At 74.2% G+C, this 14,700-nt stretch carries 14 protein-coding genes; 6 read left to right on the top strand and 8 right to left on the bottom strand.

Annotated elements, in window-relative coordinates:
• Nucleotides 1-103 precede the first annotated feature (103 nt).
• The 3 genes from dapF to miaA all read right to left on the bottom strand — a co-directional run bounded on the left by dapF (nucleotide 104) and on the right by miaA (nucleotide 2,650).
• The gene (dapF, locus tag OTB19_RS23005) at nucleotides 104-979 is read right to left on the bottom strand and encodes a diaminopimelate epimerase (RefSeq protein WP_267800243.1); all 876 of its coding nucleotides are present in this window, start codon (nucleotides 977-979) and stop codon (nucleotides 104-106) included.
• Between the two features lie 93 nt (nucleotides 980-1,072).
• Nucleotides 1,073-1,600 (bottom strand): hypothetical protein, encoded by a 528-nt coding sequence (locus OTB19_RS23000; protein ID WP_267800253.1) that lies wholly within the window; start codon nucleotides 1,598-1,600, stop codon nucleotides 1,073-1,075.
• Between the two features lie 111 nt (nucleotides 1,601-1,711).
• Nucleotides 1,712-2,650, bottom strand: coding sequence for a tRNA (adenosine(37)-N6)-dimethylallyltransferase MiaA (gene miaA, locus OTB19_RS22995; protein WP_267800242.1), 939 nt, complete (start codon nucleotides 2,648-2,650; stop codon nucleotides 1,712-1,714).
• Between the two features lie 164 nt (nucleotides 2,651-2,814).
• On the opposite strand from miaA, the gene OTB19_RS22990 reads away from it, so the two are divergent.
• Both OTB19_RS22990 and OTB19_RS22985 read left to right on the top strand, forming a co-directional pair.
• The gene (locus OTB19_RS22990; protein ID WP_267800241.1) at nucleotides 2,815-3,021 is read left to right on the top strand and encodes a gliding motility protein; all 207 of its coding nucleotides are present in this window, start codon (nucleotides 2,815-2,817) and stop codon (nucleotides 3,019-3,021) included.
• 23 nt (nucleotides 3,022-3,044) lie between these two features.
• On the top strand, nucleotides 3,045-3,290 hold the full coding sequence (locus tag OTB19_RS22985; protein WP_267800240.1) for an antitoxin: 246 nt from the start codon (nucleotides 3,045-3,047) through the stop codon (nucleotides 3,288-3,290).
• A gap of 93 nt (nucleotides 3,291-3,383) precedes the next feature.
• On the opposite strand, the gene OTB19_RS22980 is transcribed toward OTB19_RS22985, so the two are convergent.
• From OTB19_RS22980 to OTB19_RS22970, 3 genes are all read right to left on the bottom strand, one after another.
• Nucleotides 3,384-4,091 carry a class III extradiol dioxygenase subunit B-like domain-containing protein gene (locus OTB19_RS22980; RefSeq protein ID WP_267800239.1) on the bottom strand — a complete coding sequence of 236 codons (708 nt, stop codon included), beginning with the start codon at nucleotides 4,089-4,091 and terminating at the stop codon, nucleotides 3,384-3,386.
• Between the two features lie 166 nt (nucleotides 4,092-4,257).
• On the bottom strand, nucleotides 4,258-5,784 hold the full coding sequence (gene miaB / locus OTB19_RS22975; RefSeq protein WP_267800238.1) for a tRNA (N6-isopentenyl adenosine(37)-C2)-methylthiotransferase MiaB: 1,527 nt from the start codon (nucleotides 5,782-5,784) through the stop codon (nucleotides 4,258-4,260).
• A complete protein-coding gene (locus tag OTB19_RS22970) occupies nucleotides 5,781-6,413 on the bottom strand; it encodes a maleylpyruvate isomerase family mycothiol-dependent enzyme (protein ID WP_267800237.1) in 633 nt (210 codons plus the stop codon). Before OTB19_RS22970 ends, miaB begins: the two co-directional genes overlap by 4 nt.
• A 71-nt stretch (nucleotides 6,414-6,484) precedes the next feature.
• Here OTB19_RS22970 and OTB19_RS22965 point away from each other — a divergent pair, with 71 nt between their 5' ends.
• Nucleotides 6,485-7,402, top strand: a complete 918-nt coding sequence (locus OTB19_RS22965) for a LysR family transcriptional regulator (protein WP_267800236.1) — start codon at nucleotides 6,485-6,487, stop codon at nucleotides 7,400-7,402.
• Nucleotides 7,403-7,448: 46 nt separating this feature from the next.
• A complete protein-coding gene (locus OTB19_RS22960) occupies nucleotides 7,449-8,453 on the top strand; it encodes a TAXI family TRAP transporter solute-binding subunit (RefSeq protein ID WP_267800235.1) in 1,005 nt (334 codons plus the stop codon).
• Nucleotides 8,454-8,520: 67 nt separating this feature from the next.
• Here the strand turns inward: OTB19_RS22960 and OTB19_RS22955 are convergent, their stop codons facing one another.
• Nucleotides 8,521-9,522, bottom strand: a complete 1,002-nt coding sequence (locus OTB19_RS22955) for an ROK family protein (protein ID WP_420716890.1) — start codon at nucleotides 9,520-9,522, stop codon at nucleotides 8,521-8,523.
• Between the two features lie 27 nt (nucleotides 9,523-9,549).
• On the bottom strand, nucleotides 9,550-10,650 hold the full coding sequence (locus tag OTB19_RS22950; RefSeq protein ID WP_267800234.1) for a LacI family DNA-binding transcriptional regulator: 1,101 nt from the start codon (nucleotides 10,648-10,650) through the stop codon (nucleotides 9,550-9,552).
• Nucleotides 10,651-11,089: 439 nt separating this feature from the next.
• Between OTB19_RS22950 and OTB19_RS22945 the strand changes: the two genes are divergently transcribed.
• The gene (locus OTB19_RS22945) at nucleotides 11,090-12,373 is read left to right on the top strand and encodes a glycoside hydrolase 5 family protein (protein WP_267800233.1); all 1,284 of its coding nucleotides are present in this window, start codon (nucleotides 11,090-11,092) and stop codon (nucleotides 12,371-12,373) included.
• A 92-nt stretch (nucleotides 12,374-12,465) separates the two neighbouring features.
• Entirely contained in the window at nucleotides 12,466-14,679 is a 2,214-nt protein-coding gene (locus OTB19_RS22940) for an endo-beta-N-acetylglucosaminidase (RefSeq protein ID WP_267800232.1), read from the top strand.
• The last annotated feature ends 21 nt before the right edge of the window (nucleotides 14,680-14,700 follow it).

The following is a 14,700-nucleotide window of genomic DNA, read 5'->3' as shown; positions in this document are numbered from 1 at the left end:
TGGGGTGAGCCCTCAGGGCCGGTGCCTGATGTTACCGACCCCACCACGTGGCGCAGTCCACCTCTCGCTCAGCGTGAAACGGATCACCCATTGGAGGGAACCTTCATGCGAAAGCCGTTTCGGTCAGCCAGGTCGGATCGAGCTCGCCCTCGGCCACGATGACGGCCGGTCCGGTCATGTCGATCTGCCCGTCGGGGTGCTCGGTGATGACGAGTCGTCCGCCGGGGAGGTCGACGGTGTACGTGACCGGTTCGCCGGTCACGGCCGGGTCGACGCCGTCGCGTCGGATGGCGGCCACGGCCACGGCGCAGGCGCCGGTGCCGCAGGAGCGGGTCTCGCCGGAGCCGCGCTCGTGGACGCGCATCGCGACGTGCCGGGGGCCCCGGTCGACCACGAACTCGACGTTGACTCCGGTCGGGTATGCGGACGCGGGGCTGAACGGCGGGGCGGTGTACAGGGTCCCGGCGTCGTCGAGGCTGTCGACGAAGGCCACCGCGTGCGGGTTGCCCATGTTCACGTTCCGCGCGGGCCACGAACGCTCGCCGACGGAGACGGTGACGTCGCCGACGGGCAGTTCGGCGCGGCCCATGGAGACGGTGACGTCGCCGCTCTTGTCGAGGTGGACGCGCTTGACGCCGCCCCGGGTGGCGACGGCGAGGTCGCCGGGCTCGACGTGGCCGGCGTGCAGGAGGTAGCGGGCGAAGACCCGGACGCCGTTGCCGCACATCTCGGCGATGGACCCGTCGCTGTTGCGGTAGTCCATGAACCACTCGGCCTCGTCGGCCAGGTGCGCCGTGTCGGGGTGGGCGGCGGACCGCACGACGTGCAGCACCCCGTCGGCCCCGATGCCGGCCCGCCGATCGCACAGTGCGGCGACGGCGGTCACAGGCAGGTCGATGGCGTTGTCCGGGTCGGGAACGATCACGAAGTCGTTCTCGGTCCCGTGGCCCTTGAGGAAGGAGAGGGTGCGGTGCGTCACCAGGTCATCGTACCTTCGGGGCCCGTTTGGCCTCCGGGCGCTCGCCCGGTGTCCGCGGTGTGCGGGCACGCCGGGGAGGGCGCGCGGGCCCGCTCAGCGCAGGCGCGCGACCCGGTACACGGCCAGGGACACCAGGGCGAGGGCCATCACCGTGTACAGCGCGGCCATGCGCCAGTCGGGGCGGCGGCCGCTGCCGCGGGGCGGCAGTCCGGGCCAGGAGTGGCCGACGCGGCGCGCGGCCATCATGGCCCACCCGCCGGCGCAGCAGCTGATGAGGAAGCCGAGCATGGCGACCACGGCTCCGCCGTCGCCGAACTCGAAGGCGAGCGGGAAGGCGAACATCAGGGATCCGGCGGCGGCGAGCATCACGATGGGAGCGATCTGCCAGATGCGCAGGCGGCGCTGCGGCCGCAGTTCGACCTCGAACTCGGGGCCCGAGACGTCCAGGGCGGTGATGTCCGGGGCGTCGGGGCCGTCGGGCGTCAGCCGCGCCGGGTCGGCGGGCAGGCCGAGGGCGTCCGGGCCGTCCGACCCGACCGGTTCCGCGATCCCGCTGTGAAGCATCGGGTCCGCTTCCCGTCTGGTGTCGTCCCGCCCGGTGTCACGAGGGCCGGCCTCCATAGCCACGCGCCCTCCCCACTCGGACTTCGTACGCCGCTGTTCAGAAGTTTGATGATGGCACGGCCCCGGCCCCGGTACGGGCGCACGGGGCGTCCCGATGCCATCACGTGATCAGGCTGTGACCGCTCGTTCGACCAACGACTGCGCGAGTCCGGCGAGTTCCCCGCGGTCCGCGAGGGCGCCACTCAGCCAGTGCACGCGCGGGTCGCGCCGGAACCACGAGTCCTGTCGGCGGGCGAAGCGCTTGGTGGCCCGGACGGTCTCGGCCCTCGCCTCGTCCTCGGTGCACGCGCCCGCGAGGGCGGACAACACCTGCTGGTAGCCGAGTGCGCGGGAGGCGGTGATCCCGTCGCGCAGGCCCCGGGCCTCCAGGTCGCGGACCTCGTCGACGAGCCCGGCCTCCCACATCCGGTCGACCCGCAGCGCGATCCGTTCGTCGAGTTCCGGCCGGCCCACGTCGACGCCGATCTGGACGGTCTCGTAGACGGACTCGTGGCCGGGGAGGTTCGCGGTGTACGGGCGCCCGGTGATCTCGATGACCTCCAGGGCGCGGACGATCCGGCGGCCGTTGCTGGGGAGGATCGCCTGGGCGGCGATCGGGTCGGCGGCGGCGAGCCGGGCGTGCAGGGCGCCGGGGCCGCGCAGGGTGGCCTCCTCCTCCAGGCGGGCCCGTACCTCGGGGTCGGTGCCGGGGAACTCCATGGCGTCGAGCGCGCCGCGGACGTACAGCCCGGAGCCGCCGACGAGGACGGGCGTGCGGCCCTGCGCGAGGAGTCGGTCGATCTCGGCGCGGGCGAGGCGCTGGTACTCGGCGACGCTCGCGGTCTCGGTGACGTCCCAGACGTCGAGGAGGTGGTGCGGGACTCCGCCGCGCTCCTCCCGCGTCAGTTTCGCGGTGCCGATGTCCATCCCCCGGTACAGCTGCATGGAGTCGGCGTTGACGACCTCGCCGTCGAAATGGCGGGCCAGGGCGACGCCCAAGTCGGACTTTCCGGCCGCGGTGGGACCGACGACGGCGATGACCCGCAGGGCGGGGGCTGGATTCCTCACCGACACAGTCTCGCAAACCCGGCGGCCGGTACCCGATCGAGGGACGTGACGGGATGTGGTCGGAGTCGTTGCCCTGGCGAGGTTCCGGCCCGGCGCGTACCCGGCGGAGGCCGTTTCGGCCACGGCGGAACTTCATTCGCACGAGTAACGTTACGGGAGTAGACATGGGCGTTTTCAGCCGGTTTTTTGGCCGTAAGGAGCAGGGCTCGACCGAAGAGGTCGCGTCCGCCGACCTGACGGCCCCGTCCGAGGAAGCGACGGGCGAGGCGACTGAGGTGGAGGCTCCGGCGGCGACAGCCGCGGAGATTCCGCAGCAGAAGTCCGCGGAGGCTTCCCTGGACAGCGAGGCCGGCGAGGGCGCCCGTACGTAGCCATCGCCACTGAAGGGTGACCCATGGGCCTGCTGGACAATCTGAAGGCCAAGCTCGCTCCGGCCAAGGACAAGGTCGGCGACCTCGCGCAGCAGCACGAGGGCAAGATTTCCGACGGTCTGGAGAAGGTCGCGAAGGCCGTTGACTCCAAGACCAAGGGCAAGTACAGCGGTCAGATCACGAGCGGGACGGGCAAGGCGAAGGACGCCCTGGGCAAGATCGCGCACAAGGACGCACCCGGCGGGCCGACGCCGCCGGCGACTTCCTGACGTGGTCGCCGGAGAGGGGCGCGCGGGTTCGATGAACCCCGCGCCCCTTTCTCGTGCCCGGACGCGGCGGCCCGGGTGGGTACCGGGCCGGCGTCAGGACCAGGCGGCGACGAAGTAGCCGACCCCGTACGGGGCGTCCTCGTACAGCAGCCGACCGTCGAGGCCCGCGTCTTCGGCGGCGCCCGCGAGGACCTGCCAAGGGGCCCGCCCGGCGGCCTGGAGTTCGTGCGCGAGGTCCGCGTCGAGGGCGGCCAGCGCGGCGGTGTCGGCGGATCCGAGGGCGCGGGCGGCGGCCGCGTCGAAGCCGGCGGCGCGCTCGTCGAGGTAGCCGGGGGCCTTGAGCGTGCGACAGGCGCTGCCGTCGCCCATCACGAGCAGGGCGACGCGGGCGTCGCGGGCGGCGAGGTCCCGACCCGCGCGCAGGCACTGTTCGGCTTCGAGCGGTTCCCCGACCCCGAGGCCTTCCACGGGTGCGGCGCCCCAGCGGGCGCGGCGCAGCAGCCAGGCGCCGACGGCCAGCGAGGTCGGCAGCAGGCGCGGCCCCTCGTCGCCGTCGCCGAGTTGCACGTCGAGCTGCACGCCGTGGCCGCGGAAGGTGCCCCGGGAGCCCTGGGGGTAGGGCCCGCGGTGGTCCTGGTCGGCGGCACCGACGACGACCAGCAGGTCGGGTCGGGAGGCGGCGAGCACGGCGAGCGCGTCGGAGCAGGCGGTGCGGGCGTCGCCCAGTTCGGCGGCGGCTCCCGCGGCGACCTCCGGTACGAGGAGCGGCGGGGCGGGACAGACGGCGGCGGCTACGAGCATGATCCGCAGCCTAGCCGTCGCCGGCCGGGGCCGTGCGGCTCCGCCGGGGTACGGGGTGCACGGTGCGCGGGTCCAACGTGCGCGGGTCCACGGTGCGCGGCCTTCACCGCCGTGCGCGGGTCCACGGTCCGGCCTTTCGGGGCCGGACCGCTGGAGCGTCTCGGTGTCAGGCGGATGCCGGGGCCGCGCAGCCCGAGGTGGCGGCCGGGAGGGGCGCCGGGACGCCGAGGGTGGGGATGCCGAGCATGACGCCCGCCGGCTGCGCCGGGGCCGCGTTGCGCTTCTCCCAGGCGTCGCCCGCGCGGGTCCTGCGCACGGCCTGCGTCGGGCCCTCGGCCAGCAGGTGGTGCGGGGCCGCGTACGTGATGTCCACGGTCACCACGTCACCCGGGCGCACGTCCTCGTCCGGCTTCGTGAAGTGGACGAGACGGTTGTCGGGGGCACGGCCGGAGAGGCGGTGCGTGGCGCCGTCCTTGCGGCCCTCGCCCTCCGCGACCATGACCTCCAGGGTGCGGCCTACCTGCTTCTTGTTCTCCTCCCAGGAGATCTCCTCCTGGAGGGCGACCAGGCGCATGTACCGCTCTTGGACGACTTCCTTGGGGATCTGGCCGTCCATGTCGGCGGCCGGGGTGCCGGGGCGCTTGGAGTACTGGAAGGTGAACGCGTTCGCGAAGCGGGCCTCGCGCACGGCGTGCATCGTCTGCTGGAAGTCCTCCTCGGTCTCGCCGGGGAAGCCCACGATGATGTCGGTGGAGATCGCCGCGTGCGGGATGGCGGCCCGGACCTTCTCGATGATGCCGAGGAAGCGCTCCTGGCGGTACGAGCGGCGCATCGCCTTGAGGATGGTGTCCGACCCGGACTGCATCGGCATGTGCAGCTGCGGCATCACGTTCGGGGTCTCGGCCATGGCCGCGATCACGTCGTCGGTGAAGTCGCGCGGGTGCGGCGAGGTGAAGCGGACCCGCTCCAGGCCCTCGATCTGCCCGCAGGCGCGCAGCAGCTTGCTGAAGGCCTCCCGGTCCCCCAGGTCGGAGCCGTAGGCGTTGACGTTCTGGCCGAGCAGGGTGATCTCGGAGACGCCCTCGGCGACCAGGGCCTCGACCTCGGCGAGGATGTCGCCGGGACGACGGTCCTCCTCCTTGCCGCGCAGGGCCGGGACGATGCAGAAGGTGCAGGTGTTGTTGCAGCCGACGGAGATGGACACCCAGGCGGCGTACGCGGACTCGCGGCGGGTCGGCAGCGTCGAGGGGAAGGCCTCCAGCGACTCGGCGATCTCGACCTGCGCCTCCTCCTGGACGCGGGCGCGCTCCAGGAGGACGGGGAGCTTGCCGATGTTGTGCGTGCCGAAGACGACGTCGACCCAGGGGGCGCGCTTGACGATCGTGTCGCGGTCCTTCTGGGCCAGGCAGCCGCCGACGGCGATCTGCATGCCGGGGCGCTTGGTCTTCATCGGGGCGAGCCGGCCGAGGTTGCCGTACAGCTTGTTGTCGGCGTTCTCGCGGACGGCGCAGGTGTTGAACACGACGACGTCGGCGTCACCGTCGGACCCCTCGGGCGCACGCGTGTAGCCCGCACCCTCCAGCAGACCGGAAAGCCGCTCGGAGTCGTGCACGTTCATCTGGCACCCGTAGGTGCGCACCTCGTAAGTTCCCTTGACGTCCACTGCCGTGCTCCGGTCGCTGCTGCTGGTCATGCGACAAGGGTAGGCGGTACCCGGGAGCCCTCCGCGCCTCCGTGCAGTCGCCCGGCGGGCAGCCGGCGGCCGAACAGCAGGAGCAGCAGTTCCTGCGCGGTGCCGTGGACGGGGCTGCCGGTGCCCCGGGACCAGTCGAGGTCGTCGGCGACGAGTCGGATGCCGGTCAGGTCCACGCCGAAGAACCGCAGGCCGCGCGGGGTGACGGCGTCGAGGAGGAAGCGCAGCCGGTCCTCGGGGACCCGACGGGGGTGGTCGAGGGCGATCGTGATGTCGAGGCCGTGGACCACGTCGTGGGCGAGGGCCCCGGTGGGTCCGGCGGCCGGGGGCTTCCACGGGTGGTGGGCATGGTCACGGAGCAGGGCGGCGAGTTCGGCGGGGGCGAGGGACGCGGCGTCGCGGCGGGCGGCGCGGTCGGTCATCCGGTGCAGGCTGCCGCGCGCCGCGACCAGCTCGACGGCGAACCGGGGCAGCGAGTGGCGGAAGCCCAGCGACATGTGGGCGGCGACCTCGCGGACCCGCCAGCCCGCGCACAGGCTCGGGGCGTCCCACTGGTCGGGGGCGAGGGAGTCGAGTACGTCGGCCATTTCCCGGCGTTCCGCGGCGGTCGCGGCGGCGATGTCGGTCATGGGTCCAGGGTGGGTCGGGGCTCTGCCATAAGTCCAAGCGCGGGTTCTTCTGCTCCCTAGAATGCGCGGTTATGGAACTGGCTCAGCTGCGGTACTTCGTGACGGTCGTGGACGAGGGCGGCTTCACACGGGCGGGCGCCCGGCTGCACGTGTCCCAGCCGGGGGTGAGCGCGCAGGTCCGGCAGTTGGAGCGGGAGCTGGGGGTACGGCTGCTCGACCGTTCCGGACGGCGGGTGACACCCACTGAGGCGGGGACGGCGTTGCTGTCGTACGCGCGGGCCGCGCTGGCGGCGGTGGAGGGGATGCGGCGCACGGCCGACGAGATCTCGGGGCTGCTGCGGGGGCGGGTCGCGGTCGGGTTGATCCCGGGGGCGGCCGGGGCGGTGGTGGCGGGGCTGGACGTGGTGGGGGTGCTCGGTGACTTCCACGAGGCGCACCCCGGGGTGGAGATCGCACTGTCCGAGGACACGTCGGAGCGGATGCTGGCGGCGTTGTCGAGCGGGGAGCTGGATCTGGCGGTGATCGGGCCGGCCGGGGACCCGCCGCGCGGGATCGCGTTCCAGGTGGTGCTCGACCGGCCTCTGGTGGCGGTGGTGCGGGCCGGTGATCCGCTCGTGCGGGACGCCGTGCACGGGCGGATCCCGCTGGCGGCGCTGCGTGCGCGGGCGCTGATCAGTCTGCCGCGCGGGACGGGCCTGCGCGCGGTGTTGGAGCGGGCCTGCGCGGAGGCCGGGTTCGCGGCCCGGGTGGACTTCGAGGCGGCGGCGCCGTCCGTGCTGGCGCGGTTGGCCGCGCGGGGGCTGGGGGCGGCGGTGGTGCCGGCCGGGACGGAGACGGGGGTCGCCGGCGATCTGGTCGCGCTGCGGATCGTCGAACCGGCGCTGAGCGGTCGGGTGGCGCTGGCCTGGCGGACGGGCGTCCCGCCGGGTCCGGCGGCCGCTCACCTCCTGGCCCGGCTGCGGGCAGGCCTGACGGGCCGAGGGGCGTGACGCTCCCGCCCCGGGGCGGAACGGGCCCGGCGGTAGGATCGCGGGCATGCCGCTCCTGCCGTCCCGAGTGCCCCGGATCAGCCGGCGCCGCGCCCTGTGGGGCCTGGCGGCCGTACTGACGGTGTTCGGCGTGCTGGCCTGGTGGCTGAGGCCCTTCGGGGAGCCGGAACTCAAGGGTGACCTCGCGTTCAGCACGGGTGTCCCGACCGGCGTCTACCACCGCTACGGGCAGCTCCTGAAGGAGGACCTCGCCGCGGACATCCCCGGCGTGAAGGTGCGGCTGGACCCCAGTGAGGGTTCGCAGGAGAACCTCCAGCGGGTGGCCGCCGGGCAGGCCGACTTCACGGTGGCGACGGCGGACGCGGTGTCCAAGTACCGGCTCGACGGGAAGTCGGGAGCCGACCGGCTGCGCGGGGTCGCGCGGCTGTACGACGACTACGTTCAGCTGGTGGTGCCCGCCGGGTCCTCGGTGCAGTCGACGCGGGACCTGCGGGGCAAGCGGGTCGCGGTCGGCCAGGACGGCTCCGGCGTCCGACTGATCTCGGAGCGGCTGCTGTCGGCGGCCAAACTGGACCCGCGGAAGGACATCACCCCGGTGTCCATAGGGATCGACACGATGCCGGCCGAACTGGAGGCGGGTCGGCTCGACGCCTTCTTCTGGTCCGGCGGGCTCCCCACGAACGCCGTGCGCGAGCTGTCGGAGCGGTTCGAGATCCGGCTCGTGCCGCTGGGCGACCTGGTGGAGAAGCTCCAGGGCAGCGGCAGCCCCGCCCGCTATTACCGGGCGGCGGTGATGCCGCAGGACGCGTACGCGCGGGCCCGCAACACCGCGGCGGTGGCCACGCTCGCCGTGCCGAACCTGCTCGTGACCCGCGAGGACACGAGCGCGGAGCTGACGGAACAGTTCACCCGGACCGTGATCAACAGCCGCGACCGGATCGGGCACGCGGTGCACGCCGCGCAGCTGGTGGACCTGCGGACGGCGATCTACACGGATCCGTTGGACCTGCACGAAGGCGCCCGGCGGTACTACCGCTCGGTCAAGCCGTAGCGCCCGGAGCCCCCGGTCGAGCCGGGAGGGAGCGCCGGGCCCCGGGCCGGATCTCCGTCGCCGGCTCTCAGGTGGAAGCGCCCTCGGGCAGCAGCATCGCCGCGGCGGCCGCCCCGATGAGACCGGCGTCGGTGCCCAGGCTCGCCGGGACGACCTCGATGTCCCGGACGAACGACAGGGTGGCGTACGAGGCCAGGTGCCGCCGGATCGGTGCGAAGAGGGTGTCGCCCGAGGCGGCGACGCCCCCGCCGATGACCGCGATCCGGGTCTCGACCAGGGTGGCGGTGGCGGCGATGGCGGCGGCCAGGGCGCGGCCCGCCCGGTCGAAGGCGGCCTCGGCGACGGGGTCGCCCGTCTGGGCGGCGGCCGCGACGCCGGCGGCGGTGGCCTCCTGCCCCTCGCCCGGGGTCCAGCCCTGGGCGAGGGCCCAGGCGGCGATGGCGGTGCCGGAGGCGAGGGACTCCACGCAGCCGCGGCCGCCGCAGACGCAGGGTTCCCCGTCGAAGGCCACGCTGATGTGCCCGATGTGGCCCGCGTTGCCGGTGGGACCGGGGTGGAGCCGGTTGTTGAGGACCAGGCCGCCTCCGACACCGGTGGAGACGACCATGCAGAGGGCGTTGGCGTGCCCCTTGGCGGCGCCCAGCCAGTGCTCGGCGGCCGTCATCGCGACCCCGTCGCCCGCCAGGACGGTCGGGATCCGGGCCCCGTGGGCGGCCAGTTCCGCCGCGATCCGGGCCTGTACGGGGAACTCCCGCCAGGCGCCGATGTTCACCGGGCTGACCGTGCCGCGGGAGGTGTCCACCGGACCCGCGCTGCCGACGCCGCAGCGGACCACCGAGGGCCACAGCGGGCTGCGTGCCAGGTCCGCGACGACCTCGGCGACCGCCGCCATCACCGCGTCGGCGCTCGTCGCGCGCGGCGTGGGGCGGCGGGTGCCCGCCGTCATCGTTCCGTCCGGGTGCACCAGAGCGCCGGCGATCTTCGTTCCGCCGATGTCGATCGCCACGGTCGGGCCGGTGCCCGGGGCGGCGGCTCGGGGGGTGGGGAGGGCTGGGGTGGAACTGGTCACGGTGGCGCTCCAGGAAGGGGTCGGAACTCAGTATGCGGTCGGGGGTGGCGCCGTACTCTCGCGGGGCTCCAGTCGCGGCAGCTCGCTCTGCCGGGTGCGGGGCACGCCGCCGGCGAGGACGGCCAGCAGCTCCTCGGCGGCGAGCCGCCCGAACGCGGCCGTGTCACGGACCAGGGCGGTGAGCCGGGGGTGGGTGACCCGGCAGAGCGCGGAGTCGTCCCAGGCGACGATGGAGAGCCGGCCGGGGACCGGGATGCCCAGCTCGGCGGCGACGGCGAGACCGGCCAGCGCCATCACGTCGTTGTCGTAGACCAGGGCGGTGGGTGGCTCCGGCTCGGCGAGGACCCGACGGGTCGCGGCCGCCCCCTCGGCGTCGGAGTAGTCCGTCACCACCGAGCGCGCCCGGTCGGGGCCGAGCCCGCGCCCCTCGGACCAGGTGCGCAGCGAGGCCATCCGGCGGGCGGTGTGGGCGAGGCCGGGGAGACCGGCGACATGGGTGATCCTGCGGTGGCCGAGTCCGTGGAGGTGCTCCAGCACCTGGACCATCGCGCCGGCGTCGTCGGCGCGGATCGTGGACGGCCGACGGGCCTGCGGAACGGCCGGCGCGGCGGCCGGCCGGGATCCTGCGGGATCCGGCCCCGGGTCGCCCGCCCCCGGGGCGTCCGGTCCGCCCACCATGACGGCCGGCAACCCCAACCCGGCGAGGAGTTCCGGTCGCGGGTCGTCGATCCGGGGGTCGACGACGATGACCCCGTCCACCCGCCGCTCGGCCCACCACCGGCGGTAGACGGCACACTCCGCGTCCACGTCCTCCACCACCTGGAAGAGCAGCGCGATCCGCCCCGCCGACAGCACCTCCTGGACACCGGAGACGAGTCGGAGGAAGAACGACTCCACGCCGAGGGTGTGCGCGGGGCGGGCGAGGACCAACCCGACGGCGCCGGAGCGCTCGCCGGACAGCGCGCGGGCGGCGCTGTTGGGCTGCCAGCCCAGTTCTTCGGCGATCCGGCGGACGCGGGCACGGGTGTCCTCGGACACCCCGGGCCGGTCGTTGAGCGCGAAGGAGACGGCGCTCTCGGACACCCCCGACCGGCGGGCGATGTCCTTGATGGTGGGTCTGCGCGCCATGCCTGCCTCATCCTTCGCCGAAGCGGACTCCGATGGCGGGACCGTACGCGATCCGGCCCCCGCAAGGCGGCCATCACGGCCCCCGGGCATCGCCCGAACGTCGGTGCTCGGGGCCCCCCTTGACACTTCCCGGACGCCCTACCGGATTGCGCGCACACCCGTCAACGCCCCCCGTGGTCGACGTTGGCCAAATCCCCCACCCTTTCCCCCTGGTCGTGGCGATCGGGTCGCCACTAAACCGCATTAGCACGGAAGTCTCGATCGTCAACTCCCCTACTGCGGCTTGGACTGAAGCGCATAAGTCGCCAACCGCCCTCCGCACGCGGCATATTCAGGCTCATCGGGTCGAGATCACCCGTGTCGACCCTGTTGACTTTCCCTCGGAACGGGCGGCAGGTTGTGGGCGTCCGGTGAATTCCCCTGAACTCCAGGATCATTCATGCACGACGACACCGCCCCTCCTCCACTCCCCCGCCGGCTGCGGTTCGGCGCCAACTACACGCCGACGCGGGGGTGGTTCCACCACTGGCTCGACTTCGATCTCGACGAGGTCCGCGCCGACCTCGACTCGATCGCCGCGCTCGGGCTGGACCACGTACGGGTCTTCCCGTTGTGGCCGTTGTTCCAGCCGAACCGCACGCTGATCCGCCCGCGCGCCGTCGATCAGCTCATCGCGCTCACCGACGCGGCCGCCGAACGCGGGCTCGACGTCAACGTGGACGGATTGCAGGGGCATCTGTCGAGCTTCGACTTCCTGCCCGCCTGGACCGGGACCTGGCACCGGCGCAACATCTTCACCGACCCCCGTGTGGTGGAGGCGCAGGAGGAGTACCTGCGCACGCTGGCCGCCGCCCTCGCCGACCGGCCGAACTTCCTCGGGATGACCATCGGCAACGAGATCAACCAGTTCTCGGACTCCCCGCACCCCGACCCCGATCGGATCACGCAGGAGCAGGCGCGGCGGTGGCTGGAGCGGATGCTGGCCGCGTGCGAGAAGGGGGCCCCGGGGCGGTTCCACCTGCACGCCGAGTACGACGCGGCCTGGTACCTGGACGGGCACCCCTTCACCGCGGACCAGGCGGCACGGCTGGGCGCGGCCACCGCCGTGCACTCCTGGGTGTTCAACGGGACCGCCCAGCGCCACGGGCGCACCGGGACGGCCACCGAGCACCACGCCGCCTACCTGGTCGAGCTGTCCAAGGCCTGGGCCCTCGATCCGCACCGCCCGGTGTGGCTCCAGGAGGTCGGGGCGCCCGCGCCGCTGGTCCAGCCGGAGCACGCGGCGGAGTTCACCGAGGCGACCGTGGCCAACGTGCTGGACTGCCCGGACGTGTGGGGCGTGACCTGGTGGTGTTCGCACGACGTGTCCCGGGACCTCGCGGACTTCCCCGAGCTGGAGTACGGCCTGGGGTTGTTGACCAACGACCGCCGGCTCAAGCCCCAGGGGGCGGCCATCGCCCGGATCGCCGAGTGGTGGCGGGGCCGGGAGCACCGCCCGCCCGTCCGGTCCACCGCGCTCGTCGTGGACGTCGGCGGGGCGCGCACCGCGCCCGAGCGGTCGGTGTGCGCCCCGGGCGGGACCTTCTTCGAGGCGTGGGCCGCGCTGACGGCCCAGGGGGTGCGCCCCGCGGTGGTCCTGGCGGAACATGCCGATGACCGGGCGCACTTGTCCGCGCGCGGCATCACCGAGGTGCTGCACGTGTCCGAGGTGACCGAGGCCTGAGCAGGTCTGAGCGAGGTGTGAGCGAGGTGTGAGCGAGGTCCGACCGAGCGTCCCTTCACGGAGCCGCCGTCCCTTCCGCAGAGGAGCCCCGCATGTACGAGCCCCAGCCCGAGCCCGATCGCGGTGTCGACCCGCGCACTCCCCCGCCCCCTCGCCGTTCCCCCGCCCGGCCGACCCGGCGGGCGGTGCTCGCCGCCGGGGCCGGGGCCGCCGCCGCGGCGGCGTGGCCCGCGCGGGCGACGGCCGCCGGGGAGGGGACGGTCGGCGGGGAGGGGACGGTCGACGGGGAGGGGACGGTCGACGGGGAGGGGACGGCCGGCGGGCCGACGCCCCCGGCGGACCTCGCCCCGTACGCCTCGTACTGGTTCCCGGACTCGCTCCCGGAGGGGAGCCCCGGCCCCGGGATCACCTGGCGGTCGCTGCGCGAGTGGAGTCCGGCCTCGGATCCCGACCTGGCCCACAACACCTCGACGGTGCCCCTCGCGCGCCGGTTCACGCCCGTGCCGCCGCATCCCGGCGCCCGGGTCGGGCAGGCCCGGATCTCCTCGCTGGTGTCCTTCGGGCCGACCGCGGGGAATCCGTCGCAGGGTTCCGCGACCGCCGACCACTACGCGCTCACGCACTGGGCGTACATCGACGAGCTGGTCTTCTGGGGCGGCTCGTCCGGGGAGGGGATCGTGCTGGCCCCGAACGCCCCCGTGGTCGACGCGGCCCACCGCAACGGGGTCCGGGTGCTGGGCAACGTGTTCCTGCCGCCCGTCGCGTACGGCGGTGACCTGCGATGGACCCGTGACCTGGTGCGGCGGGACGCCTCGGGCCGGTTCCCGATCGCGGAGCAACTCGTCCGGGTGGCGCGGACGTACGGGTTCGACGGCTGGTTCGTCAACGCCGAGACGGACGGCGGCGACAGTGCGCTCGCGAGCCGGACACGGGGTTTCCTGCGCGCCCTGCGGACGGCGGGCGAACGGCACGGGCTGCGTGTCACCTGGTACGACGCGATGAACACCACCGGCCGGGTCGGCTGGCAGGGGGCGCTGAACGCGCTGAACCGGGACTTCTTCGAGGACCGCTTCGGGACGGTCGCGGACACCATGTTCGTGGACTTCCGCTGGACGGCCCGGACCCTGGCGGAATCCGGCGCGCTCGCCGAACGGCTGGGCCGCAGCCGCCACGAGCTGTGGGCCGCGGTGGACACCGAGTCCCGCGGCTGGAACGCGGAGGTCGACTGGGACGCGATCGTCCCGCGCGAGCGGGACCACGTCGTCGGCATCGGGCTCTACCGGCCCGAGTGGACCCGCAACCACCTCACCGACCGGTCCCCGGGCGCCTTCCACCGGGCCGACGACCGGTTCTGGACGGGCGAGTCCCTGGACCCGGCCCGCCCGGCGCCCGAGAGCGGCTGGCGCGCGCCCGCCACGGTCGTCGCCGACCGCTCCACCGTCGCCGCCCTCCCCTTCGGCTGCGCGTTCAACACGGGCCACGGGGAGCGCTGGTACGAGGCCGGCGAGGTCACCTCGCCGGCGCCCTGGAACCAGCTCGGCCTCCAGGACGTGCTGCCCGGGCGGCGCTGGGTGGTCGACACCGACGGCCCGCGCCCCTCGGTCACCCTGGACTTCGACGAGGCGTGGCGCGGCGGCTCCAGCCTCCTGGTCGAGGGCGTCCTCACCTCGCCCGCCGCCGTCGGCCTGCACGCCACCCGGTTGCCCCTGACCCGTACGACGGTCCTGGACCTGGTCCACGCCCGCGCCCCGGGCGGCGTCCCGGTCGCCGTGGAGGTCGGCGTCGCCCTGCGCGAGCCCGCCGCCGCGGGCGAGCCGGTCCCGTACACCTGGTTCGGGGTGGACGACCCCGACTCCGGTACGGGCTGGCGCACCGGCCGGGTCGCTCTCGGGACGCGCGCCGGGAGAACCGCGTACGCGCTGGCCGTACGGATCACGGCCCGCGGGACGGGGCCGGTGCGCTGGCGGCTCGGCGCCCTGTCGGTGCACGACACCGCGGCGCGGCGGAGGCCGGCCGCCCCGGGCGCGCTGAGGGTGAAGGCTTCGGCCCAGCGGGACGGTGTGGCCTCGGTCCGCCTGTCGTGGCGCCGCGCGCCCGGGCCGATCCGCCACCACGAGGTCTACCGCCTGCTGCCGGACGGGGCCCGCCGCTTCCTCGGCGGCACCTGCGGCGCCGCCCTCCACCTGCCGGCCGTCACCCGCGCCGGACGGGAACGCGCGGCGGCCTTCGAGGTACGGGCCGTGGACGAGCTGTACACGCTGTCCGAGCCGGCCCGCACCGCCCTGACCTGGAACGATCCCGACTGAACCGCCGGGAGGGTCCCCCAG

The organism is Streptomyces sp. H27-H5, assembly GCF_026627505.1.
Taxonomy (GTDB): Bacteria; Actinomycetota; Actinomycetes; order Streptomycetales; family Streptomycetaceae; genus Streptomyces.
This window is presented reverse-complemented; position numbering and strand designations above follow the sequence as displayed.